Source organism: Candidatus Liberimonas magnetica, from assembly GCA_020523885.1.
Lineage (GTDB): Bacteria > Elusimicrobiota > Endomicrobiia > Endomicrobiales > JAFGIL01 > Liberimonas > Liberimonas magnetica.
This window is the reverse complement of record JAJAPY010000013.1, coordinates 38,877-60,634: the sequence shown is the minus strand read 5'-3', so window position 1 is coordinate 60,634 and position 21,758 is coordinate 38,877. Positions and strand designations below refer to the sequence as shown.

26 protein-coding genes, 1 tRNA gene and 1 pseudogene are annotated in these 21,758 nt (G+C 38.6%); 12 read left to right on the top strand and 16 right to left on the bottom strand.

Annotated features, from left to right (window positions below):
• Nucleotides 1-21 precede the first annotated feature (21 nt).
• From rpmG to LHV68_09995, 8 genes and pseudogenes are all read left to right on the top strand, one after another.
• Nucleotides 22-180: a 50S ribosomal protein L33 gene (rpmG, locus tag LHV68_10030; protein MCB4792212.1), complete on the top strand. Its 159-nt coding sequence runs from the start codon at nt 22-24 to the stop codon at nt 178-180.
• A 193-nt stretch (nt 181-373) separates the two neighbouring features.
• Nucleotides 374-445: transfer RNA gene (locus tag LHV68_10025), tRNA-Trp, on the top strand.
• Between the two features lie 199 nt (nt 446-644).
• Nucleotides 645-836 (top strand): preprotein translocase subunit SecE, encoded by a 192-nt coding sequence (gene secE / locus LHV68_10020; protein MCB4792211.1) that lies wholly within the window; start codon nt 645-647, stop codon nt 834-836.
• Between the two features lie 96 nt (nt 837-932).
• The gene (nusG, locus tag LHV68_10015; GenBank protein ID MCB4792210.1) at nt 933-1,466 is read left to right on the top strand and encodes a transcription termination/antitermination protein NusG; all 534 of its coding nucleotides are present in this window, start codon (nt 933-935) and stop codon (nt 1,464-1,466) included.
• Between the two features lie 98 nt (nt 1,467-1,564).
• The gene (rplK, locus tag LHV68_10010; GenBank protein MCB4792209.1) at nt 1,565-1,999 is read left to right on the top strand and encodes a 50S ribosomal protein L11; all 435 of its coding nucleotides are present in this window, start codon (nt 1,565-1,567) and stop codon (nt 1,997-1,999) included.
• Nucleotides 2,000-2,054: 55 nt separating this feature from the next.
• Nucleotides 2,055-2,738 carry a 50S ribosomal protein L1 gene (gene rplA / locus LHV68_10005; protein ID MCB4792208.1) on the top strand — a complete coding sequence of 228 codons (684 nt, stop codon included), beginning with the start codon at nt 2,055-2,057 and terminating at the stop codon, nt 2,736-2,738.
• Between the two features lie 13 nt (nt 2,739-2,751).
• Nucleotides 2,752-3,258 carry a hypothetical protein gene (locus tag LHV68_10000; protein MCB4792207.1) on the top strand — a complete coding sequence of 169 codons (507 nt, stop codon included), beginning with the start codon at nt 2,752-2,754 and terminating at the stop codon, nt 3,256-3,258.
• A gap of 10 nt (nt 3,259-3,268) precedes the next feature.
• Nucleotides 3,269-3,754 (top strand): annotated as a pseudogene (locus LHV68_09995) (DUF4131 domain-containing protein).
• A gap of 70 nt (nt 3,755-3,824) precedes the next feature.
• Here LHV68_09995 and LHV68_09990 read toward each other — a convergent pair.
• From LHV68_09990 to LHV68_09950, 9 genes are all read right to left on the bottom strand, one after another.
• Nucleotides 3,825-5,504, bottom strand: a complete 1,680-nt coding sequence (locus LHV68_09990; GenBank protein MCB4792206.1) for a recombinase family protein — start codon at nt 5,502-5,504, stop codon at nt 3,825-3,827.
• 251 nt (nt 5,505-5,755) lie between these two features.
• Nucleotides 5,756-7,717: a hypothetical protein gene (locus LHV68_09985; GenBank protein ID MCB4792205.1), complete on the bottom strand. Its 1,962-nt coding sequence runs from the start codon at nt 7,715-7,717 to the stop codon at nt 5,756-5,758.
• A complete protein-coding gene (locus LHV68_09980; protein MCB4792204.1) occupies nt 7,710-8,099 on the bottom strand; it encodes a hypothetical protein in 390 nt (129 codons plus the stop codon). Before LHV68_09980 ends, LHV68_09985 begins: the two co-directional genes overlap by 8 nt.
• A gap of 13 nt (nt 8,100-8,112) precedes the next feature.
• Complete coding sequence (locus tag LHV68_09975) at nt 8,113-8,532, bottom strand: hypothetical protein (protein ID MCB4792203.1); 420 nt, start codon at nt 8,530-8,532, stop codon at nt 8,113-8,115.
• Between the two features lie 11 nt (nt 8,533-8,543).
• Nucleotides 8,544-8,768, bottom strand: a complete 225-nt coding sequence (locus LHV68_09970; protein MCB4792202.1) for a hypothetical protein — start codon at nt 8,766-8,768, stop codon at nt 8,544-8,546.
• Between the two features lie 2 nt (nt 8,769-8,770).
• Nucleotides 8,771-9,184 (bottom strand): hypothetical protein, encoded by a 414-nt coding sequence (locus LHV68_09965; GenBank protein MCB4792201.1) that lies wholly within the window; start codon nt 9,182-9,184, stop codon nt 8,771-8,773.
• Nucleotides 9,185-9,204: 20 nt separating this feature from the next.
• Nucleotides 9,205-9,408, bottom strand: coding sequence for a hypothetical protein (locus tag LHV68_09960; GenBank protein MCB4792200.1), 204 nt, complete (start codon nt 9,406-9,408; stop codon nt 9,205-9,207).
• A gap of 60 nt (nt 9,409-9,468) precedes the next feature.
• Nucleotides 9,469-9,720: a hypothetical protein gene (locus tag LHV68_09955; protein ID MCB4792199.1), complete on the bottom strand. Its 252-nt coding sequence runs from the start codon at nt 9,718-9,720 to the stop codon at nt 9,469-9,471.
• 151 nt (nt 9,721-9,871) lie between these two features.
• A complete protein-coding gene (locus LHV68_09950) occupies nt 9,872-10,975 on the bottom strand; it encodes a hypothetical protein (protein MCB4792198.1) in 1,104 nt (367 codons plus the stop codon).
• A gap of 234 nt (nt 10,976-11,209) precedes the next feature.
• Between LHV68_09950 and LHV68_09945 the strand changes: the two genes are divergently transcribed.
• The gene (locus LHV68_09945) at nt 11,210-11,719 is read left to right on the top strand and encodes a hypothetical protein (GenBank protein ID MCB4792197.1); all 510 of its coding nucleotides are present in this window, start codon (nt 11,210-11,212) and stop codon (nt 11,717-11,719) included.
• 45 nt (nt 11,720-11,764) lie between these two features.
• Here LHV68_09945 and LHV68_09940 read toward each other — a convergent pair whose 3' ends face one another.
• Complete coding sequence (locus LHV68_09940) at nt 11,765-12,172, bottom strand: hypothetical protein (protein ID MCB4792196.1); 408 nt, start codon at nt 12,170-12,172, stop codon at nt 11,765-11,767.
• 109 nt (nt 12,173-12,281) lie between these two features.
• Nucleotides 12,282-12,563, bottom strand: a complete 282-nt coding sequence (locus LHV68_09935) for a hypothetical protein (protein ID MCB4792195.1) — start codon at nt 12,561-12,563, stop codon at nt 12,282-12,284.
• Nucleotides 12,564-12,938: 375 nt separating this feature from the next.
• On the opposite strand from LHV68_09935, the gene LHV68_09930 reads away from it, so the two are divergent.
• Together LHV68_09930 and LHV68_09925 are read left to right on the top strand one after the other, a co-directional pair.
• Nucleotides 12,939-13,298 carry a hypothetical protein gene (locus LHV68_09930; protein ID MCB4792194.1) on the top strand — a complete coding sequence of 120 codons (360 nt, stop codon included), beginning with the start codon at nt 12,939-12,941 and terminating at the stop codon, nt 13,296-13,298.
• A gap of 39 nt (nt 13,299-13,337) precedes the next feature.
• Nucleotides 13,338-13,619 (top strand): hypothetical protein, encoded by a 282-nt coding sequence (locus LHV68_09925; GenBank protein MCB4792193.1) that lies wholly within the window; start codon nt 13,338-13,340, stop codon nt 13,617-13,619.
• Nucleotides 13,620-13,708: 89 nt separating this feature from the next.
• On the opposite strand, the gene LHV68_09920 is transcribed toward LHV68_09925, so the two are convergent.
• On the bottom strand, nt 13,709-15,991 hold the full coding sequence (locus tag LHV68_09920) for an SIR2 family protein (protein MCB4792192.1): 2,283 nt from the start codon (nt 15,989-15,991) through the stop codon (nt 13,709-13,711).
• 430 nt (nt 15,992-16,421) lie between these two features.
• On the opposite strand from LHV68_09920, the gene LHV68_09915 reads away from it, so the two are divergent.
• The gene (locus tag LHV68_09915) at nt 16,422-16,832 is read left to right on the top strand and encodes a hypothetical protein (GenBank protein ID MCB4792191.1); all 411 of its coding nucleotides are present in this window, start codon (nt 16,422-16,424) and stop codon (nt 16,830-16,832) included.
• Between the two features lie 340 nt (nt 16,833-17,172).
• On the opposite strand, the gene LHV68_09910 is transcribed toward LHV68_09915, so the two are convergent.
• The 4 genes from LHV68_09910 to LHV68_09895 form a co-directional block, all read right to left on the bottom strand.
• Nucleotides 17,173-17,373, bottom strand: coding sequence for a hypothetical protein (locus LHV68_09910; GenBank protein ID MCB4792190.1), 201 nt, complete (start codon nt 17,371-17,373; stop codon nt 17,173-17,175).
• A 72-nt stretch (nt 17,374-17,445) separates the two neighbouring features.
• Entirely contained in the window at nt 17,446-17,928 is a 483-nt protein-coding gene (locus LHV68_09905; protein MCB4792189.1) for a hypothetical protein, read from the bottom strand.
• An 85-nt stretch (nt 17,929-18,013) separates the two neighbouring features.
• On the bottom strand, nt 18,014-21,499 hold the full coding sequence (locus LHV68_09900; protein MCB4792188.1) for an N-6 DNA methylase: 3,486 nt from the start codon (nt 21,497-21,499) through the stop codon (nt 18,014-18,016).
• Entirely contained in the window at nt 21,471-21,713 is a 243-nt protein-coding gene (locus LHV68_09895) for a hypothetical protein (GenBank protein ID MCB4792187.1), read from the bottom strand. Before LHV68_09895 ends, LHV68_09900 begins: the two co-directional genes overlap by 29 nt.
• Nucleotides 21,714-21,758: the final 45 nt, after the last annotated feature.

Below are 21,758 nucleotides of genomic sequence, written 5' to 3'. Positions count from 1 at the left end.
ACCCATGACAAGGTGTTAAAAATGGCAAAAAAAGATAGAACGATAGTAATTTTGGCATGTGGTGTCTGTAAAAACAGAAATTATCATTATGCAATTGGGAAGAAAAAAGAAAAGAAGCTTGAAGTAAAGAAATATTGCTCTAATTGCGATAAACATACTTTACATAAAGAAACAAAATAAAGTAAACCTACGAGTCTTTCTTATATACAACTTAGAAGGGTTCAGTGAGGCAAAGAAGTTTTTACTTCTTTGCAGAACGTAGAAGGGAAACTTAGTTTCCCTCTAGGAGCGTTCCGGCGAGCAAGTTACATTTCGAGCCGGAACAATCCCGCCGAAGGCGGGTAAGTCCCGCCATGGGCGGGGCGCGACATAAGGGAGTGTCGGTTAATTGGTAAACCACCGGTCTCCAAAACCGGGACTGGGGGTTCGAGTCCTCCCACTCCCGTTTACCCTCCTTCGCTAAAGCTACGGAGGGCAAGCCCCATTAATGAAATTGGGGACGTGTGAGCCGAAGCCTTATGTGAAGGCTCATGAATGTTAATGATGGTGGTATGTCACATTATTCAAAGTCCAGCTATAGCGGGATCCCGCAAGGCGGGAGAAGAGTTCCACTAAAAAATTATTAATAGCAGCAGAGGAAAATTATGAATGTATGGTTTAAGGAAGTAATTCAATTTTTTATGGATGCGTATGCCGAACTCCGCAAAGTCACATGGTTATCGCGAAAAGAAGCCATAGCATCTACAATCATAGTTATTGTTTTAGTCGTTATCGTAGCGGTATTTGTAGGTTTTGCAGATTTTGTGCTAGCTAGAATACTTTCGGTGTTATTATAAAAACAAGGGAGACGGTAGAAGGTAAACGGGAGACGGTAAAGACCTACCATCTACCTTCTACCATCAACCGTTTACCGTAATATAGAGGAGTACACAATGGCAGAACGTCAGTGGTTCGTAGTTCATACATATTCAGGACATGAAGACCGGGTAAAATCAAATCTAGATAAAGCCGTAGCAAATCTTGGGATCCAAGATCAGATCGCTCAGATATTGGTGCCTACTGAAGAAGTAGTCGAGATAAAAAGAAATAAAAAACACGTGAAAAAACGTAAATTCTATCCGGGCTATGTTTTCATGGAAATGGTAATGAACAACGAAACATACTGGCTTGTAAGAAATACCGCCGGAGTGACAGGCTTTTTAGGCGGGGTAAAACCTGCTCCGATGCCGGAAGATGAAGTAAAGAACCTCATAGACATTGTCGCAGCACCTCATGGTTTAAAGCCAAGGCCTTTGGTCACATTTGAAAAAGAAGAAAATGTAAGGATAATAGAAGGGCCTTTCAAGCATTTTATAGGCATTGTTGAAGAAGTAAATGAAGAAAAAGGAAAGTTAAAAGTCATGGTGACGATCTTCGGGCGGCCAACCCCCGTAGAACTTCATTACCTTCAAGTTGAAAAACTATAAAAATTAAAAATTTGAAAATTAGAATATTTTAAAAATTAAAACCTATAAATCTTCTAAATTTTGCAATTTTCTTAATCTTCAAATAAGGAGTACCTAATATGGCACAGAAAAAAGTAAAAACACAGGTAAAACTGCAAATTCCTGCAGGAAATGCAAATCCTGCGCCGCCAGTGGGCCCGGCTTTAGGACAGCAAGGCGTGAACATAATGGATTTTTGCAAACAATTTAATGCAAGAACCGCTTCCATGGAAGCAGGGATGACCATACCGGTCGTAATAACTGTTTTTGAGGACAGATCATTTACATTCATTACAAAAATGCCACCCGTACCTGCTCTCGTAAAAAAGGCCGCAGGTATCGCCAAAGCGTCCGGCGAGCCGAACAAAAACAAAGTCGGAAAAATAACAAAAGAGCAGGTCAAAGAGATCGCCTTACAGAAAATGCCAGATTTAAATGCAACGACTTTAGAAGCAGCGATGAAAATGGTCGAAGGTACTGCCCGCAGCATGGGTGTTGAAGTAATAAAAGAATAAATTTACTTGTGGGAGTCCCGCACTGCGGGACGCAATATAACCACTTGGAGGATAAATGAGCAAACGACTGGTTGAAACATCAAAATTAGTGGATAAAACAAAACTCTACATTTTGGAAGAAGGCATAAACCTCTGTAAACAAACAGCAAAGGCAAAATTCGATGAAACTGTCGAGGTTCATCTCCGTCTTGGTATAGACCCAAAACAGGGCGACCAGCTGGTCAGGGGAACTATAGCATTGCCTTTCGGGATAGGCAAGACCCGCAAGGTTGCAGTTATAGCCACCGGTGATAAAATAAAAGAAGCAGAGGCTGCAGGAGCAGATGCGGTTGGGGCGCAGGACATGGTAGAAAAAATATCAAAAGGCTGGCTCGATTTCGATTTCCTGGTCGCTACTCCGGATATGATGAAAGACCTGGGCAAACTGGGTAAAGTCCTGGGGCCAAAAGGCCTTATGCCAAACCCTAAATCAGGCACAGTCACTTTTGAACTTGAAAGAACGGTCAAAGAGCTTAAGATGGGACGGGTTGAATATAAAAATGATTCCTACGGGATCATACATTGCTCGATAGGCAAAGCCTCATTCCCTCCTCAAAACCTGGTAGAGAATGCCAAAACTTTGATAAAAGCAATCGTACATGCCAAACCGGCTTCTTCCAAAGGCCAATATTTAAGAAGTATCACTATTTCATCTACTATGGGCCCCGGGATTAAGCTTGATACGACGCAAAAATTCTAAGTTTTTTTATTGAATGCTTGAAATATCCAAAGATAATTATAAAAAAACATTTTTGGTAACATTGTTCGGTATTGCCTTTGGATATCTTGAAGCATCCGTTGTAGTATACTTAAGGCAACTATTTTACCCTTCCGGTTTTAGCATACCACTTAAACTCTCATTCCCCTACATAATATTTGCAAAAACACCTTTTCTAAATCCAATTCCATTAGACATTCTTTTGACTGAAATATTCCGGGAAGTATCAACAATGGTTATTCTTTTTACTGTAGCATTTATATCCGGAAACACATGGAAAGAAAAACTTGCTTTTTTTCTTCTACCTTTTGGGGTTTGGGATATTTTCTACTACATTTTTCTAAAATTATTGATCGGTTGGCCGCCTTTTTTATTTACATTAGATGTCCTATTCTTGATCCCCGTCCCGTGGATAGCTCCTGTGTGGATGCCTGTCCTGGCTTCTGTACTATTTATTCTGACTGCTTTAGTCTTGCTTAAGGGCACAAAACAAGCCGTTTAAACTTCGTATAATGGAAAACAACAGTTCCAAACTTACCTTTCATGTTTCTTTAAACCCTTTCATATTTATTTATAAATTAATTACAAAAAGGCCTATAATAACTTTAACTTTATTGTATGCTTTTACTTTGCTCATACTTGACCTAAAAGGTTTTTTTGTTTCCCCTCCTTCTAAGGACGGCATATCTATCTATGCCGGACAGCAAAAACAGCTATTACGGGGGCGAGTAATACTTCCTCCGGAAGAAAGAAACGGCAAAGTAGCGTTTGTGCTCGATATTTATTCTTTAAATAATGCCAAAAGAGGCGGAAAAACACTTATAAATTATAAGCCAAAAGAAAAACAGATCAACGATATTGAACCCGGAGATATCCTTTTAATGAACGGGGATATTAAAACACCGTTTCAAACAACTAACCCGGGAGGATTTAATTACGCAAAATACCTGGGCCGTAAGGGTATATATACTATTTTTTACGCGAAATCAATCGAGAAAACAGGTTATGAGCAGCCTCCTTTTTACAAATCAGCTGCCTATTCTTTAAGGAAAAACATTATTAAAACTATCAAGGATAAATTCCCCGCCTTGGAAGCATCTTTATTGATACCAATGCTTGTCGGGAGTGATGAAAACCTGAGCTATGAAATGAAGAACAAATTCGTAAATGCGGGTGTGATGCATGTTCTGCCGACATAATAGGGGGAAAAGACTCTGGAAGGGATAGCGGAATCCTAAAGGTAAGATTTGCCTTTCCGTTGGTATTCACCACAACACTTGTGTCAAGAAGCCTCAAGACCCGTTTCTTTATATCAGGATTGAGCTTTCCAATGCCTTTGTTTATCTGGCTGACACAATCAATGGCACTTTCAATATTCTCCTTCTTATCCTCAAGCAGAAGGCCAATTCTTTCAATTTCATGGCTATAAGCCTCCTTCTTCAGCCTTATATCGCTAATCTGCTGGTCTAATTGCTCAATACTGATAATATTGCGCCTGTAAGCCTCAATTATCCTTTCTTCTTCCCTGCAAAGTCTTTTTAGAGCATCCTCATTCTTCTTCAAAGATTTCTGCAAAACATCCCTTTCAGGCATTGATTCTCTTTCCCGTTCTACGGCTTTTCTTATAATTTCAGGATTATTTAGAATGATGTCAGCCTTATTCCAGACAGCACCGTCAATCAATTCAGACTGAATCCATCTCAAATCACAGCTAATTTTTTTTTCAAAGAGATTTTTTGAGTAATGATTACACCTGTAATAAAGCTTGAAATAAGGCCCGTACTGCCTGCCATTAATCATTGTTGGCAATGAGCTGTCTGATGTGCCTGATATTTTAGAGCCACAAGCACCACATTTAATTAGCCCTTGTAAGAGATAATCATACTTCACGTTTCTTTTGGAATAAATGCGCCTTTCCTTTAGAAGCTTATGTGCAAGATTATATTCTTCCTCTGAAACTATTGCAGGCACTTTGACTTCAATCCATAGATCCCTTGGCTTCAGGCTGTTTTTAGGGCCTAATCTATTCGCATACCATTTTCCTGTGTACATTGAATTTAAAAGAATACCATGAATACAATGAGACTGAAACTCAAGCCCTTTCTTTGTCTTCAAACCCTGCTTTCTCAAATTTCTTGCAACCTTTAATAGGGAAGACTCCGGCTGAATATATTCACTGAAAATATGCTTAACAATTTCTGCCTCATTAGTGTTTATTGTGAGAATATCTGTCTCTTTATCATAATCATAGCCAAAAACTCCGCTCCCGGCATAATAACCTTCCCTGTACCTTCTTAATTTGCCTTGCTTCGAGCGTTCCAAAAAATTATTCCTCTCTAGTTCTGCCATACTACCCAAAATTGAGACCATGCACTTGCCCATAGGGTTGCTTGTGTCAAAAGGCTCTGTGATTGATTTTATTGCAACACCATATTGAGAAAGCTGTTCAACTGTATTCAGCAAATGCCTATTGTTCCTAAAAAGCCTATCATACTTGTAAAACAGCACCAAATTGAATTTACCCCCTCTCGCATCTTCCATCATCTTTTGGAATTCCGGCCTGTCATCGCTCGTTCCTGAATAACCGCCGTCTATGTATTCCCCTGTAATAACAAAGTTGTTCTCTTTGGCATATTTAATAAGCAAGTCCTTCTGTGCATCCAGAGAATAGTTATTTGTCTGTTCTTCAGTTGAAACACGCGCATAAAGTGCAACTTTTACTTTCTGTTTCGGATTAGGTTCAAGCATAAAATCACCTCCTTTCTGTAATTTTTTTGTAGCGTTTCACATCTTATTACAATAGTTTTGAATTGTCAAGAAACTGTTTTTGTATTTTATCAGATTCTTCTTTGGATTTGTCTGCTATTTTTTTGGCAAGCAAAAGGATATCCAGCAGATGTTCAAGGGTAAGGGCATCATTTTTTTGTTCGATATTGACACTAGCGATAGAAATGGTAAGTTTTGGCTTTTTATTGAATTTAGTAACACCTCAATATTCATCATAGCTTAATCAAATCCATAATATTTTCTGCTTCGTAAATCTCAGTCAACGAATAAGCAAAACATTTCTTTTTATTCTCTTCAGATGAATCGTTAATAATTGCCTGAATTTCGCGCAAGGTTTTCCTGTCCTTTGCCCCGAAAATAATGTAGTTTAAGCCAAGCCTCAATCCCTTTTCCAGATTGTTTTTTGTGTTAGCGGAAGAAAGCTCAACCTCAACCCCTACGGAATAATCCGATAACTTCAAAACAAGGTCTGAACTATGACCTTCTCCTAAAAACCTTTCATGCTCTGCGCTAATGCCCTTTTTCTTAAACTTTGACTCAAATAAAAATATCCAAATACGGTGATCTGGCCCGCCCTTACATTCCTGCTTTTCAGCTTCCTCAATTCCAAGCGCTTGATATCCCCGCACCAAAAGTACAGGATACCGAAAGGGCCTTTTCCCGATTCGAATGTCACAAATTGAAATGTACCCTCTTTCTGCAAGAACATTAGACATACGACTGATTTTGCTTACATCAAAACCAGTTATTTCTGAGAGCATCCCCATAGAAGCAACAAACTGCTTCACATGTATTGCTTCCAGCAACTTTCTCTCATCTTTTTTCAGTTCTTCCTTAACATCTTCTGCTTCTTCATCCTCAATTTCAACGTTTTCATCTTCTGTTATACCTAGAAGCCGTGCATTATTCTGTTTCAGCCAATCATCAGTAAAGCATGAATAATCAATCAGAGGTATTTCAGGAATCCTGAAAAGAAATGCCGGAAGCCCCTTCATGCTGACAAACCCTGTTCTTGCTGGAAGCCAAAAGAATTTTTCCCAATGCTCTTTTTCCACGCCGAGCTTATGTGCCATAAGAATTGCGTCATCCATGTTCGAAAGTTTAAGGCAAATCTTACAGTCGGTTTCTGCGTGGAGGAAATGCATCACTTGACCTGGCGACTGGGAAAGTACAATAAACTGAAAACCATCTTTTGCCAATGTGTCAAAACTGTCCGCAAGGATTGGCTTTCTCGGATTCCTGTCAAATGCGATGTTGCAAATTGCTGAGGCATCTTCAAGCACAATAATATGGTGCAAGTCTGATGCATGCTTCCTTTTCCAGTCTGAAAGATGAAGAATCAGCAGGTTAACCACAAGCACCTGTTCCCATGATCTTAACTCATTCATTTCAAAGACTACATTATGATTTATAAGCTGTTCAAAGCAATCCTTCCCGCCTTTCAGGAAATTCCCGAGCTTGCTTCTCAATATGCCTCCCAGCCTGTTAAGGGAACTCTGCTTGTACTGATCCTGCCGTGAGTTAGTCAAATGCTTCTGAAACATTATATGCTTGTACAAATCCGACAATGATGGCTCCGGCTTTTCAATCTTTAGCCTGTAAATCTGCTCGGCAAGATAATTGTCTGTCCCGTCAAACAGGGTTGTAGCCTGTATAAAAGGGTCGGTAAAGCGGGCAAGGTTCTCATCCTTTGGAATCGGATTGTATCTGATCTGCCCGTCAAAAGTAACGAAAACAATATCATTGCTGACATGAAGCAGTCTTCTTATATCATTGGCTCTTGCAAATACCCAGAATACAGAATTATTTTGCTTCATCGCTTGCGCCAACATCATAAAAAGCATCACGCTTTTGCCGGATCGCGTCTGGCCGAAAACTGCGGTATGAAACTGCCCTATGTCTATCCCTACAGGAATGACGTTTTCACTAAAACCGAATTTCATTACTCCCTGAATATTATCCTTAATATCCGGCTTGTAAAAAGGCGATACTTTCCCTGCATTCTGTATTAACTCCCCGGCACAGCCTAAAAAGGCAGTAAAAGTCTCAGGACTCGGAGATAAGGACGCATTAAGGAAGAGCGCTTGAGCTTCTCCTGTAAGCACTTTCTTTTCCTTGAGTCTGTTCATTACAGTATTAAGAAGAATTCTTTGCTTGAAGTCAAAATTATCCATATTTGCACTCAAAAGTTTTCCCACAAAAAGGGCATTCAATCCCGACGCAATTAGTCCCATGACAGCCAGGCGTTTTGCACATTGTCTTTCTGCATCTCGGACAGGTAATTAATCCCTGCACAATATGCCCGTTATTGCATGAAACCACCGGCAGAGATTCATCATAGACGCTGTTATCATCCAGAGTGCCGAAATGACTGACCTGCCCAGAGTCAGGCGTATTGTCAGGCCCGGTATATGCGGTAACAATCACCTCATGCAAAACAAGCTCTTTCCCGTCTTTCCTCTTTACGGCAACCCTTTTCATAACTTTCCTTACAGGCTTATTATCATCCCCATTGTCAGATTCACCAGAACCATAAAAAACAGTATCTTTATTCATTGAGTGGCCTCCTTCAGCGAAGTTGTTTTGAGTGCCCGTCTGTCAATGCGCCCAAGCTTTGAAACTGCAAATCAACATGACATACACTACACTCGGAATCCCAGCACTTCACGCAATATTTGCGGCCACACTGGGGACAAAATCCTATATTTCCAGGGTGCACGATGTGCCCTTGTGAACAGGTCGTAAAACCTATTTTAACTTCGAATGGCGCGCCGTCATCGAGAACCCCGTGCCGTTCTTCTATAAGCAATTGCGGATTGCCGTCTTGCCCCATGGTTAGCTTTTGTATCACCTCGTACATCAGACTGTCAACTCCGTTTCTTCTGACAAGCTTTCTTTTAATAATTGTCGTAGGCTGAGCGTTAGCCTGCGGAGTCCCGAAAATCTGTTCATAAAAATCGTTAGGATTATTGTTACTATTATTATTCATTGGTTAACTCCTTAAAGATTTTCTTTCTCCTGAAAATCCGTTTTTTCTTCCTTTTCCTTCCCGCCGATGTCTGCCCGCAAATTCTTAATTTGTTTCTTACGCAACTTAATCGTATCTTTAGCCTTTTCAATCTCACTTAGGAAATCACTGATGAGTTTTCTTACTTGCCCCTGATATTCTTGCACATCCTTAAAATACTTCATCTCGCCTAATATTTCTGCTGCCTCCTTGAGCATTTTCAATCACCGCTAAAGTCTGACAAACTCGATTGTTCAGATGAATCAGACGGGTCATTGGCAGATTCTCTGTTGGAAGGACCGCCTTCATCAAACCCGCTACAGAAATTAGAAAGGTCTGACTGAACTTCATGCGTGCTGTGCCTTTCAGACTCAGGGGAGTCTTCAAACGTTTTCTGCGAATTGGGAGATTCAGGAGGGGTTTTTGAAATATAACCATCTTCATCAACATACCAATGCCCCCGCACCTTGCTATTGTCGGGACAATCTCGGTCAAGGCCCCTTCTTGAATCGTCATCTTCCCTGCTGCCGTGATACTTTCTGACTGCCTCAAGGTCAGTGTTGGTTTCGTATGGTTTGGCAAGATTAACCAATGCTTCTTTGACCAAATTATGCAAATCATCTATTAAGAACATAGCACCATCCTTTACAGATATTATTTTTCTTCCGTCGTGGTCTCTTCCCTGCTTTCGTCGCCGATGTCTCCTTTCAGCTCTTTAATCTCCTTTTTGAGCGTCTTGTCTTCGTTCTTTAACTCAATCCGTCTTTGTTCCTTCTTTTTAATCAGATCACGGCAATAATCCTGAAAATCTTGGACGTTTTTGAAATCTTTTAATTCTCCCAGCACTTTTGCTTGCATTTTGAGCCTCCTTTTTTGAATTTCAACTTCATTTGGGCTTTTGCACAGTATCGCCTCATTTTATTTACGCTTTTTAGAATCTCTCTTCTCACGTTTCAATAATATGGCTCGCTTCATTGAAATTGCATCATTATTTATCCCTATCATCTCGCTGATTGTGTCGGAAAAAACTACATCCAATAACGCAACTCCCAACTGTTTAGAGAAATATTCCTTTAAAAACGATACTGAATATTGGTATCCAAAAACATCAGGCAAATTGAGTTCTGTAACAACATGAAAAGGCCTACCACTATTAATCTGAATTTTCATGATACATTCTCCTTTTAGAAATATTTTGCCCTGCAATCCCGACAATCATCACCCCCCTGTTTTGGCATAAAAAAAGGGGCTAAATGGCTGGTTTTTTATAAAACAAAACCAGAAACCACTTAGCCCCTTACTTATTCAGTGTAGGCTTTAATTATATGGGAAGTATTTCATCTCTCGATGAATCAAAGAACTCTTCAACAATTTGACAACATTGTTCACATACCGCTATATATCTATCATCTTCTTCATTAAAACCTCTTTCAAATCTATTGCATCCACATATAGGACAATTAACCGCCCTGTCTTGAGTGTTCTTTAAAGTATTTGGGAATAATTTAATCAATAAATATTTATTTATTCTTCTTATCTTGAATATATACCCTGATCTAGTCATATTTATACGCTCGCCGATTGTATTCTCCTTATTACGATACATCCTTTTTATTCTCGCTCGCACTTGTTTTAATAAAGTGCGAAACCCTTTATCGAGTGAAGGAATTGTTTCAGTGTCGAAAAAGCAAATTTCAAAAGACCGCAATATATCATTAAAAGCTTCCGCAAGTTGTTTATTGTTTATGCTTTTAAAAGTGCTAATTTCTATTTTATTTTCTTCAAATGCCTTATCTATAATTGTATTGCCTTGCTTATATTCCTTCCTGATAGATTCTAAATCAATGTCGTTTTCATCAAAAAAATCAGAAGCATCCCTGCATGGATATATTCCACGCGCATCTGTAGCATATTTTGTTTGCATCCAATAAAATTTACCCGTATTCATACACCTTCTAAGACATATTGGCTCTATCTTTTTCTCTAAACTACCCACCCAAAACACAGGATCGTGCATTACCATGACGGATTTTGACATGACATGTTTTTTGTAGCATTCTTTCCTATCTGAACACTCTTGTATCGGACACTTAACAGTATCTGTCTTCGTTTTTATGATATGCAAAGAATCATTGTCATTTTTGTCAGTTTCTATTACATCTACCATAGAAGCTGCAATTATTGGATTCAAGCTTAATAGTGAACCAAGAAGATTTTCCGGACTTGTAAAATTTAACTCATCTTTACTGCCCGAATAAGTGATTTGACCATTTTTAACATATTTATTAACGAAATCCGAATATTTCCCTACTTGTATTGGATAATATTCCTTATCAATAATTGATTTCATCTCAGATAAACTTTTTATTTTTATCTTATAATATTTCCCGGCAAATGATATTTTATCTGACTCTTTTTTACTCACGATTAACCCCTATAAACAATTTAAGCCGACCAACCAATAAAAACCTCTGCAAAAGGTGTTTACTGAATAGTCGGCTCTTACCTTGCGGTGTAACCGCTCTAATCAAAATATTAAGATGACCTACTTACAGCAATAGTATACCTCGCCGGAATTAATTTGTCAAGGTTCTTGTAAAATATTTATTTGCTCGCAATATTTAAATACCCTTTTTACGACCCAAAAACAATTAATAAAATGGCATGCAAACTAAAATATGTTTCCAATATCGAACTTAAAAGCGTTTATAATGAACTATCAAATTTATTACCAAGTAGGCATCAGATATATATTGCGATGGCTAAAAAGTATCAAGTAACTTCTTCTGGTATTCAATACCGCATGGAAAAACATGTACGTGAACACTCTATTGAGTATCAAAAGCAATACAGAAAAGAACACCCTACGGAAACCAGCAAAAAAGGCCGCGATTATAATTGCATATATCGCAGAAAAACCCGCCACCTCGATTTCTACCTGCCATCTGCATTCAATGGCAATAAACACCTTTCAATAGAAGAACTGTTAACTAAGCTTGCTAAAAAGACAGGTCTGAACCTAATGCCGGAAACAATAGAAAAGATTGTTGAGGGTTTTGAAGATAAGTACGGGCTTGCGCCCATTACGGAAATGAACGGCAGATATAACCTTAATAATGAGTATTATTCAAAGGTTAATGTCAGGCCGTATGTCTGGCTGAAAATATAGGTCGGTTTTATAATTCTCAATTTTTTAATTTTTTAGTTGGAGTTATCAAAATCCTTGTGACTTTCTATTCATAAATTCCAAATATTGACCAAGCCTGCTACTCATTTCTTCAATTTCTTTATAATCGGCTTGAAATAATTTCTCCACTACGCCTTTCCATTTCTCTAATTTTCCACTTGTTTCTTTTGAGACTCTCGAATCGCCGGTCAAAAGTACTGAATTCATTGCTTCAGTAAAAAAATCATTGTATAAGGCCATTCCTTGTGCGATAGCGTTGATCTTCGACTTATTTTTTTTCCATGCACTTTCAATCTTATCTGCATCTATTAAATATGCGAGTGGGTGATAAACACCTTCTAATAGAAACTTATTTTCTCGATATTCCTTTATAACACTCTGGAATTTAGGGTTACCATTCACTATTTCGACTACTGTTTTTCTTTGTTCTTCCATGCTCTAATAATACAATTTTATATCTTCAAAATCAAATCTTTCTAAATTCACTTCTAAATTCACTTTGAATGATATGAATGCACCCAAATATCAAGAGATTGAGTGTCCCTTATATAAGTTTTCTCCAAGCTTCGCACTCGCTTGAATTACCATGGATGTTTTCAGACCATTCCCTTCCAATGCTTTCAACCAATACCCCTTGAAATGTTGCAATTTCTTGCCCTATCTGGCCATGAGCCACAAGAGTCCTGTTAGTTTCTGTATTTATAGCACTTGCAAAATTGAGATATACATCTGATTCCTTTTTTATCAATTGTGTAATAACATAATGACTGTCAAAAACATAACCACGGGGAATTATGTTTAGAATACCTTCAATCGCTTCATGCATATTTATACCCTCCAATAAATTTTATTCAATTATATCATTTTAATAGCCCGTTGATTAGCCGATATGTAATCAACGGCACGCCCGTCTCTTCGCATTCGGTCTCAGGACTGGGCTTTTATCTTTATGCAGTTAGAATATTTACGGGCTTCGATTGCTAAAAGGCATAAAAAGGTCTTCCTGCTTCGGGTTTGCCTGCGCATTGGCAGTTTGCCCGCTCTGCCTTCAGACTCCGAAGTCCGTTTCACTCCCGTTCGGCCTTTAGCTTTTAAGCCTTTTTGTTTCTCCGAAACCCGCATCTCGCCCACACCTCTTATGCACCCCTATGGGGCTTATGGGGTTTTCATAAGCCCACATATACAAAGAGGTGTATAAAAAATGGATAAAATAAATGAAAAAGATTTGATAAGAGAGCTTAAAGGTTTTTCAGGAACAGAGCAGTATTTCCGAAGTTTTACAGGCTTAAAGTTTACAGATGGCATAAAGTATCTGGCTGACAAGACAGGGGCATACTGGCTTATTGACCTTATAGGAAGCTACCAGCACAAGCTTGAAGACGTGCCTTTTCAGCTTTGGAGTTTGAAGGTAAACAAGGACAAAACTGCCGTGGCAACCTGCCAAGAGGACAGCAACCTGCCCGTAATCGTTGAGCAGAAGCTGGAATATACGGACTTTCCTTTAAAGGAGTTTGAGTGCTACTGCATAGGCGGGGTTTTGCTGCTCAAATCGGAGTATTGAGGTCATTGTCATAAAACTAAAAGGAGGTAAACAAGAAACATGGAAAAAGAACAATACATAACAGAATTTGTTGACATATACGGCAAGCTGGATAAGATTGCAGAGAACAAAACCGAAGTGGCTTTGGCTATCTTCCAAGAGATAAACAAGGACAGAAGGGTTGCAGTAATGAACGTTGCAAGGGCTTCACAGGCAACACAGCCAGCGACTTTTAAACAGGTGGAGTTTCTCAAACGACACGGCTACCTGAAAGAAAGCGAGAACATCAGTAAATCCGAGGCTTCCGCGATGATTGATGAATTAACAAGAGGTAGGAAGTGAGGGCTTTTTGAAGGCCGAGCCTCCGGGCTCGGCTTTTGCCCTTCCTTGCCTTTTCTAATTGCAACCAATCTGAATTATATTGAAACGTCTTATTCTGCTATCTTTTCAATAGAAGACAAGTAATTGTGAAATCTTTTCTCTCCAATGAGTTTTAGCCAAATAACAAAACCTATTCTTTTGATAAAACATCTGACAGTTTTCAATGATATAAATTCAAATAAAGAAAATATTAACAAGGGGTTTTTTAATGGGTTCAAAAAATATGACTTAAACACTTTTGAAATTAGTATTAACTTTTCATTTTCTGCCCCCATAGTATCTAATGCCTGTATGTTTTCCTTTATTGTTTGATACGATTTTGGGAAAACATGATTTTCTTTAAATAGAAGCAAAGAATTACTGAGGTAGTATATTGCCTTATTTTCTGTCCGAGATGCCAAATCCATCGTTCTTTTCAATTCATTAAGCATTTCAGAATATCTTTTATTTTCTCCTAGAATTATGGATTTAGTGTATCTTGCAATTGCCTCTTCGAAATAATCATGCATATTATGTGCCAGAGCAATACTTTTCTCAATAGTTCTAAGTCCTTCGTCTTGATTTCCACACCTTGTATAAGCAAGAGACAAGGCTTGAAGAAAGGATATTTTGTATAATTCATTTTTTGTCTTTTCCAGAAGATAAACCGATAGCTTGGCACCTTCCAATGCAGTCTGAGTAAAACCTTGCTCCAAAAGCATTTCCGATGCATTTCCTATAGTAATGCCATAGTTATTAAAATCAGGCGCAATGAATCCAAGTTTAAGCGAATCAAGATACATAACGAATGGCTTCTTATATTCTCCAAGATTCCTAAGACATGTAGCCATATCTCGAATACAATTAGCCTGTTCCTTTAAGTCGCCTATATCTTTTGCTATATCATAACATTTCATATCAGCTTCTAACGCTTCCTTATACTTTGCTCTAACAAAATTGACTGATGCGATTAAACGATATACTTTTAACAAGTCCCGATATCTTCCTGATTTCGAAAGAACAGACCTGGATTTTTCAAATTCTTCCAGCGCTATTTTAAAATCTTCAACTGTTGCAGACTGCCAATAATGCAGCAATGCCTTGCCTATTTTTGCTAAAGTCATGTATATCTGGAAATGATTTTGTTCAGCTATAACGGCTAAATCATTGAAATACCGCTCTGCGCTTTTCCATTCCGAACTGTCAATTGCTTTTAAACCGACTTCCCATAGTACTTCGCATTGCCCTTTCCAGTTATCAGCTTTTTTGTAGAAATGAAATGCTTTCATCAGTATATCAGAAACTTCTTCATAAGGTCTATACGCCTCTTTTTTATATTTCCCAAGTTCAAAATAATCTTTTGCGAGATGCTCATAATCTTTAGTTTTTTCACTCATAGAGTATATTTGAGCATTGATTATTAAATACTTTTCCAATAATGTAGTAGCATAGTCCGCGAATCCAAGAGAAGCCATAATATGACCGCGTATTTTCTCAATTTCTTCTTTCGTCAGGGATAGATAAAACGATACCAAACAATTTTTCCATGAATTTGCATGGTCTAAAGATTTATTATAATTGTGTGTGCTTTGAAATAATTTTGAGAAATCTGCAATATTACACAAAACTTGGTGAGTTTGAAATCTTTTCATCAATTGTTGACGAAGTGAATCATGTTGATCCCTGAAAGATATATCTATCCATATTATTTTTGAAGGCTGTGAATCAACTATTAATTCAAAAACATCCATGTCATGGCAACTGTACCCTATTATTACAAGTATCTTATCCCTGATTAGCTGATAACAATATTTGTATATTTCAGGATCTATACCCTCATATATTTTTGATAAAAATGCAATAATTGTCTCTGGTTGATTAAGGATACCATGAAGTTTTACAAGCGTGGTGAATTGCCCCGATGCAACATTTGTGTAACTCAAACTTAACCCTGAATGATACTCTTTTCTATAGCCATTTATTTCAAATGCTATTTCAAACAGTTCATCAAAATTTGTTGTTAATATGGGCGCACATAAAGCAGATAGGCACAAGTGACAATCATTTGGTAAATCGCTTTTAAAAATCTCAAATAAGCGGAACACTCTATCGCCAATCACTTTTCTAGTAGCCTCAAAAATTATCTCGGGTCTTATAAAAGGTATGTTTGATAGTATCTTATCTTCACCTTGAAAGATATTTTTTATAAGTAGCCCGGATAATTCGGGAGCAAGAGGCAAAGAAGAGGGTGGCAAAATTGAAACCCCAGCGCCAGCAAGGAAGACAACATTTCCGGCAGAACTTTCCCTTATTATTTCGCATATATATTTTCTATTTGTGCCATTCCAGAGCATGATGCTCCCCTAAAGCAGACTATATTGGTCATATTATAGAATAAGAAACATGATTGAACAATAGCATGTAGCTATTAAGCACCCCATATAATAAAATATATAAACTCCGTTGCATTGATTTTATTGCACACGGATACCTGCGCTGATATATTTTAAGGATAAAACCTTATGGTATGTTAGCCAGATATTCTAAACTTCTTTGATACCTTCCTAAGACAAAATGATACGGCTTCTATGCTAAAAACATATAAGGCGCTTCACAATGCGTTCAGCTAGCCATATAAGTTTTTTGGGCTTATTCTTTATTTTACTGCCCCCGCATATCCGCCACCCCCGTTCTATCCATAGGGGGAGTAATGGAATTATCCCCCAATAATCGGGGGTTTTTTATAAAAGAAAAGAATAAAAATGAAAGGAGGTTTAAAATAAAATGGTAGAAAATAATGAAACTGAGGCAGGCACTCATTGCGAATATCACCCAAGCGTAAAACTTGACGAGGCATGTGAATGCCCAGAATGCGAAGCCGAGATTATGGAGTTTGGGCGATGGATAGAGAAAGGTAAAAGCCAAGCGTATTTTACCGAAAGAGTAAGAAGTTTAGCGGAACGCATGGGCGCAACAATGCCAACAAGGCTTAAAGTAGTCAGGGTAGAAAACAAGCTGTATTTCTTTGATGAACGCTTGAAGGAATTGCGAAATATCTATGACCCTTTTGACAGGATAGTGCTTAATGATTTTGAGGTTGAGCATTACAGGAATGCCAAAGGAATTAATTTGAATGAAGAGGAATATTCCAAGAAGTTAGGTAAGATTTTGGAGAAGATACACAGGAAGGCGTAAGCCTTCCGTTAAATTGCCGTAGTCAGCTCTCATTTCGCTACCGCTCTAATTCGCAGGATGTTTCACTCGTTCATTGAGGTTCGCTCAATGAGGGACTATGTTATAAGTGCCTTATAAGTACTTTAATGGCTACGCCATTATTTCTTTTGTATTCGCACTTCGTGCGTTATATATACAGCCCTACGGGCTGGGGGTTGATTTACTGAACATTGCACTGATATTGATGTTGATGGGGAATAGAGGAATGAGGGGGAATGAAGCCTGAAAATGCAAATGCAAAATCCAACTATCAAAAGGGAAACAGGCAGTTTTCAGACATGCCCAGGTCCTTTGACTCCTTTCAATCGCATTCAACATAACCACATAAATCACAAGTCGTTATGCCTTCACGCAATACCATTTCCGCAAAGCATTCAGGACACATGCCATCATCCCTGAATCGCTTTTCTGCCTTCATTTTTGGAATTAGTGAAACAGTTTTTACCCCACTTTCCCTGACTTCGTTTGTCTCATTCCTGAAAATACAAGCTGTTTTTGTCATTGGTTATCACCTTCCTTTTTGATTCCAGCCTCAATCCTGGCAAGCTCTCTTTCAAGTATCTCATTGACAATTTTAGTCATGGGCTTGTTCTTCTGCCGGGCAATTTTGTAGAGCTTCGGTATTAATTCCTCTTTGATTTTCGGGCTGTACATGGTTAAACTCCTTATGGTTTTTGTTCAGCTTTTCAGCAAAAGACATGGCATATTTCCTGCCTTTTTTCGCCAAAACATCAACCGCCTTGTGATAGCTTCCGCTGTTTTCCATTATCATCATATGCTGTATGTCTGCGGGTAGCTCATTGAACTTTTGCTCGTGTTTTTCCTGCTGTTTAACTTCTCTTTCACGCGATTTTCTGTTTTTGATTTCATGCTTTTCATAGTCAATATGAAAGTCAATTGTTCTTTGAATTTCCCTGATTACTGAATCTGCTTTTATGCCGGTTTTCTGCTCAAGCAGTTTTGCAATATCAATAATCCGTTCGGGATTATATCCTTGCTCGCAAAGACAGTGTACAGATAACATCAAGGTCGCATACCATTTATTTACTTCATTCAAAATAATCACCTCCTTTTTAAGTAAAAAAAGCCTACCAGGGTTTTAGTTCCCGATAGGCTTTTGCTTTTCGTTTTTTGGGTATTTACTAACTATTCATCTGGTCAAATAGTGTTGGCTGTGCAAGATGTTCAAGGACTTTTTTTCGTTTCTCTGCCCTTTTATTCTTTAACATCTCTAACTGTGCCTTGTATAGTTCATTCCATAAGTTATTTGCAGGTTCTTTGTAATCAGTTGTTATTGTTAGAGCAACCGGAATGACATTTTTTTCAGCTTCAACTGGCTTGTTTACAGTTATCCGTTTTGCAACTTCCATCTGAATATTGCCTTTCATGCCCTCAAGAAGTTCGGCAAGATTAGAATAGGCAGCTTTGCCATCTATTGCATTTGATATTGCTGCCTGTTTCTTTGATACAAGCTCAAACATTAGCTCGTCTATGCTCCCTTTTGAAAAAAGGTAATAAACGTTTACCTCTTTTTGCTGGCCTGTCCTGTGCGCTCTGTCTTCTGCCTGTAAAGTAGATTCGGGTGTATATTCAATGTCCGAAATAATCACGTTATTTGCAGCAGTTATTGTAAATCCCCGGTTAAGAACGTTAAGCCCTGTTACAATTGCCGTGTGTCCGTTTGCACTGAACTCCTCAATCTTTGCAAACCTCTGGCTGCTTTTATGGTTTGATAGTATGGGAATGAACTCAATGCCTTTGTCTCTTAACTTCTTACATATAGCAGACACCATAGGTCTTAAAGCTGAAAAAATTATTACTTTTTCATTTCTCTGCTTAATCTGTTCCGCAAGCTCAACAATTTTATTTACCTTGTTCCAACTACCGTTTGATAAAACGGCATCAGGCCCTTTGCCATCACAAAGATAATCCCTTGCGTTAGGAACAGTTGCAGCAAACCTTAGTTTCCACAAAGCAGAAGAAATAACGCCCATATTAACTTCACCGCCGTTTCTTTCTGCCATGTTCATTGCTTTTTTTATTGTCTTTGTTGCCCATTCCTGAAACTGGTTATAAACGTCCGCATGTTCCTGGTGCATTGGCAAAAGAAGTATATTTTTGTTCTTTTTCGGCAGTTCTATCATCTCATCTTTTAATCTTCTTACCGCAAAAGAGGCAATAATACGCCAAAACCTGTTTAAGTTTGATACTTCAGGGATCAACCTTGCCCTGCCCTCGCTTAACGTATCTTCAAACTGCTTTGTCACAAACTCAAAAGTTCCGAACTCATTAAGAAAGTATTTTGAGCCGCCAACGTAATTGTACGGAAACAAGGGATTCCCAAAGCCAAGCAGCCAGCCAACATTCCAGTAAATGTCGGTTATGTACCCTTTCATCAAAGTGCCTGTTAATATCAGCTTCCCTTTTGGTTTTAATGCCCTTACCGCTCTGCCTCTAAGCGAATTCTTTGTCTTAGCCATCTGCGCTTCATCAACAATAACGGCATCAAACATTTTTCTGATTCGCTTGTATGCAGGATATGATTTTCTTTCAGAAGTGTAGGTATATGCAACATAACCGCATTTAAGGCATACATTGCCCGTCCATTTTTCATGCTCTTTACATTTAGGACATTCCTTTATCGCATCCGAAAAACTTCTGTGGCATAAAGGGCATTTCTCTGATTTATTATCCGTAGATTTTCTTCTTATGTTGCCGTCCTTGTCATACTCTATGCAGTCCCAGGGATCGTATCTCTTGCCGGATTCCAAAGACAGAAACTCATAACTTGTTATGTAATAAATAGTTTCACCTGTTTTTTGGTCTGCTCTCTTCTGTTCCTTTAATTTGTCAACAGAGCTGTGGGTAGTAAGCTTTTGTACCTTAAAACCAAATTTGTTCAGTTCATTAAGCCAATTATCTACAAGCCCTGACTGGCACACAATAAGCACATGCTTATAATTCCTTAACTTTGCCCAGCACACAGATGTTACTGTCTTGCCCCCGCCCATCTCATAGCCAACATAACCGAAATTCTTCAGAGCCAGCCTTGCTAAATCCTCTTTTTGATAGTCAAAAAGAAACGGAAACTCCGATTCAATTCTTTTTCTATAACTTTCAACAAGTTTTGGATATTTGTCATTTACGTCCTCAACATCCGGCAGAGGAAACACCTTAATAAACGTCTTTATGTCCTCAAGGTCTATCTCCCGGAATGTTTTCTGACCCTGCTCGCTTATGACATTTATTGAAAGATAACCCCTATCAATCTCTGTCTTTATTGTAAAGTTCTTTTTTGACTGCTCATCATACACGTTATCTAACTTGGCTAATTCTTTTCTCCTTACCCAGCTTGGGTGAAGATGATATTTTTTGCCTTCCTTAAAAAGCACTCTATTTTCCTTATCTTTTACTGTTTCTTTAGCTTCGTACTCCTTGTCATAAAAATACGCAAGCAACTGATGGCTCTTTGGCTTATAGATTGGCATTGAAAGAAACTCATACTTTTCCTTTAACCGCTCAAGACGGTCTATATCCTCTTTCTTTGCCTCAGCGTTAAAGCCGAGATGTTTCAGCATTTCCATTGCAGGCTTTATTCCTCGTTTAATAAGGTTAGCCGATGACAGGTAGGCATCAACTATTCCTGTCTGCACTCCCTGAATTACGTTGTAATCCTCTACCGTTTTATTGATAAAATTAAGCAACGCTATTGTAGATACATTTCCTGATATGCCCCTGCACGTTATGTTTGCCTTGTTTTCAGTTTCAACTGGCTCTAACATATTCAGGAACGGAACGTGGCCGCTTTTGGAAGACATAACTTCAATTTTCTTATCTTCAATTATCTTTTTCATTGCGGAAATCAGAGTATTCTGCCAGCCGAAATCTTTTATTATGTCAATCTCAAGCTTTTCGTAATCCGCTTTTTCTTTTTCATCACGGACATAGCTCTTTTGCGCGATTACCAAATCAACAACAACGTCTATGTTGTACTCTGCCTTAAATACGTTCTTCAGAGTTGCTTTTAACAGAACGTCATAGTTTGAATACAAGTGTTTCCTTAACCCGCTATCTTTTGCGTTTGTAAACGTAGTTGCAGGGATTATCGCTGCAAGAATCCCGTTATAGCCAAGCGCCTGCGTGATTATCTCTATTGTTGCTGACTGGCTTTCAATTGACTCGCCGTAAGACGTTGCCTCAAAGCTGACGCTTTTATCCTTAACGTCCCATCTTATGCCATAAGGCGGGTTTGATACGGCAAGGTTAAACCCGTTCAGTAAAGAGGCGTAATCAAGCAAATCCCCTGTTCTTACGTTTTCTTTGCCAATAAGCCGTTTTGCTACTACTGCTATCTCCTTGTCCAGTTCAATCCCTAAAACCTGCGCTTTTACATTCTTCCAGGGAAGTAATAATCTCCCTGAACCGCAGGTCGGATCAAGCACGGAAAGGTATCCTATGTTTTCTACGTCAAACGCCGGTAGCAGCATCTTACAGATACAGTCCGCTAATTCGTTCGGAGTATAATACTGCTGATGTTTGCTTTTACCGTATAACCTGAAACTAAGGTTTTTGTTTGACTGCCTGCCAGTTGACTTTAAATCATTGTCCATCTGTTTTGCTGTCTGCATCGTTGTCCACCTCCTCATTCTCTATTTTTCGCTTGTAGGATTTACAACCTAAACTTCTCAGTTTTTGCAGGAATGTATTGCCATTCTGCCTTGATAACAAAGTTATGGCACACACAAAATACTGCCTGCACTTTTCATCTTTAATCACAAAACCGTCAAACGTATCGCAGTTTTCAAGATGAGTAATAATGTTGTTGCGTTCTTCGCCGTTCATATACGATTACCTCCTAAAATCCTTCTATTCGTTTGTTACCGCCCG

Bases quoted from the DNA above. Each gene is read 5' to 3' on its own strand.
- rplA (MCB4792208.1), top strand. From the start codon at position 2,055: ATGAGCAAACGACTGGTTGAAACATCAAAATTAGTGGATAAAACAAAA.
- LHV68_09920 (MCB4792192.1), bottom strand. From the start codon at position 15,991: ATGCTCTGGAATGGCACAAATAGAAAATATATATGCGAAATAATAAGG.
- rpmG (MCB4792212.1), top strand. From the start codon at position 22: ATGGCAAAAAAAGATAGAACGATAGTAATTTTGGCATGTGGTGTCTGT.
- LHV68_09940 (MCB4792196.1), bottom strand. From the start codon at position 12,172: ATGGAAGAACAAAGAAAAACAGTAGTCGAAATAGTGAATGGTAACCCT.
- LHV68_09970 (MCB4792202.1), bottom strand. From the start codon at position 8,768: ATGCTCAAGGAGGCAGCAGAAATATTAGGCGAGATGAAGTATTTTAAG.
- secE (MCB4792211.1), top strand. From the start codon at position 645: ATGAATGTATGGTTTAAGGAAGTAATTCAATTTTTTATGGATGCGTAT.
- LHV68_09900 (MCB4792188.1), bottom strand. From the start codon at position 21,499: ATGCAGACAGCAAAACAGATGGACAATGATTTAAAGTCAACTGGCAGG.
- LHV68_09975 (MCB4792203.1), bottom strand. From the start codon at position 8,532: ATGAATAATAATAGTAACAATAATCCTAACGATTTTTATGAACAGATT.
- LHV68_09965 (MCB4792201.1), bottom strand. From the start codon at position 9,184: ATGTTCTTAATAGATGATTTGCATAATTTGGTCAAAGAAGCATTGGTT.
- LHV68_09960 (MCB4792200.1), bottom strand. From the start codon at position 9,408: ATGCAAGCAAAAGTGCTGGGAGAATTAAAAGATTTCAAAAACGTCCAA.
- LHV68_09930 (MCB4792194.1), top strand. From the start codon at position 12,939: ATGGATAAAATAAATGAAAAAGATTTGATAAGAGAGCTTAAAGGTTTT.
- LHV68_10000 (MCB4792207.1), top strand. From the start codon at position 2,752: ATGCTTGAAATATCCAAAGATAATTATAAAAAAACATTTTTGGTAACA.
- LHV68_09980 (MCB4792204.1), bottom strand. From the start codon at position 8,099: ATGAATAAAGATACTGTTTTTTATGGTTCTGGTGAATCTGACAATGGG.
- LHV68_09935 (MCB4792195.1), bottom strand. From the start codon at position 12,563: ATGCATGAAGCGATTGAAGGTATTCTAAACATAATTCCCCGTGGTTAT.
- LHV68_09925 (MCB4792193.1), top strand. From the start codon at position 13,338: ATGGAAAAAGAACAATACATAACAGAATTTGTTGACATATACGGCAAG.
- LHV68_09915 (MCB4792191.1), top strand. From the start codon at position 16,422: ATGGTAGAAAATAATGAAACTGAGGCAGGCACTCATTGCGAATATCAC.
- LHV68_09955 (MCB4792199.1), bottom strand. From the start codon at position 9,720: ATGAAAATTCAGATTAATAGTGGTAGGCCTTTTCATGTTGTTACAGAA.
- LHV68_09985 (MCB4792205.1), bottom strand. From the start codon at position 7,717: ATGGATAATTTTGACTTCAAGCAAAGAATTCTTCTTAATACTGTAATG.
- LHV68_09895 (MCB4792187.1), bottom strand. From the start codon at position 21,713: ATGAACGGCGAAGAACGCAACAACATTATTACTCATCTTGAAAACTGC.
- LHV68_09990 (MCB4792206.1), bottom strand. From the start codon at position 5,504: ATGCTTGAACCTAATCCGAAACAGAAAGTAAAAGTTGCACTTTATGCG.
- nusG (MCB4792210.1), top strand. From the start codon at position 933: ATGGCAGAACGTCAGTGGTTCGTAGTTCATACATATTCAGGACATGAA.
- rplK (MCB4792209.1), top strand. From the start codon at position 1,565: ATGGCACAGAAAAAAGTAAAAACACAGGTAAAACTGCAAATTCCTGCA.
- LHV68_09945 (MCB4792197.1), top strand. From the start codon at position 11,210: ATGGCATGCAAACTAAAATATGTTTCCAATATCGAACTTAAAAGCGTT.
- LHV68_09910 (MCB4792190.1), bottom strand. From the start codon at position 17,373: ATGACAAAAACAGCTTGTATTTTCAGGAATGAGACAAACGAAGTCAGG.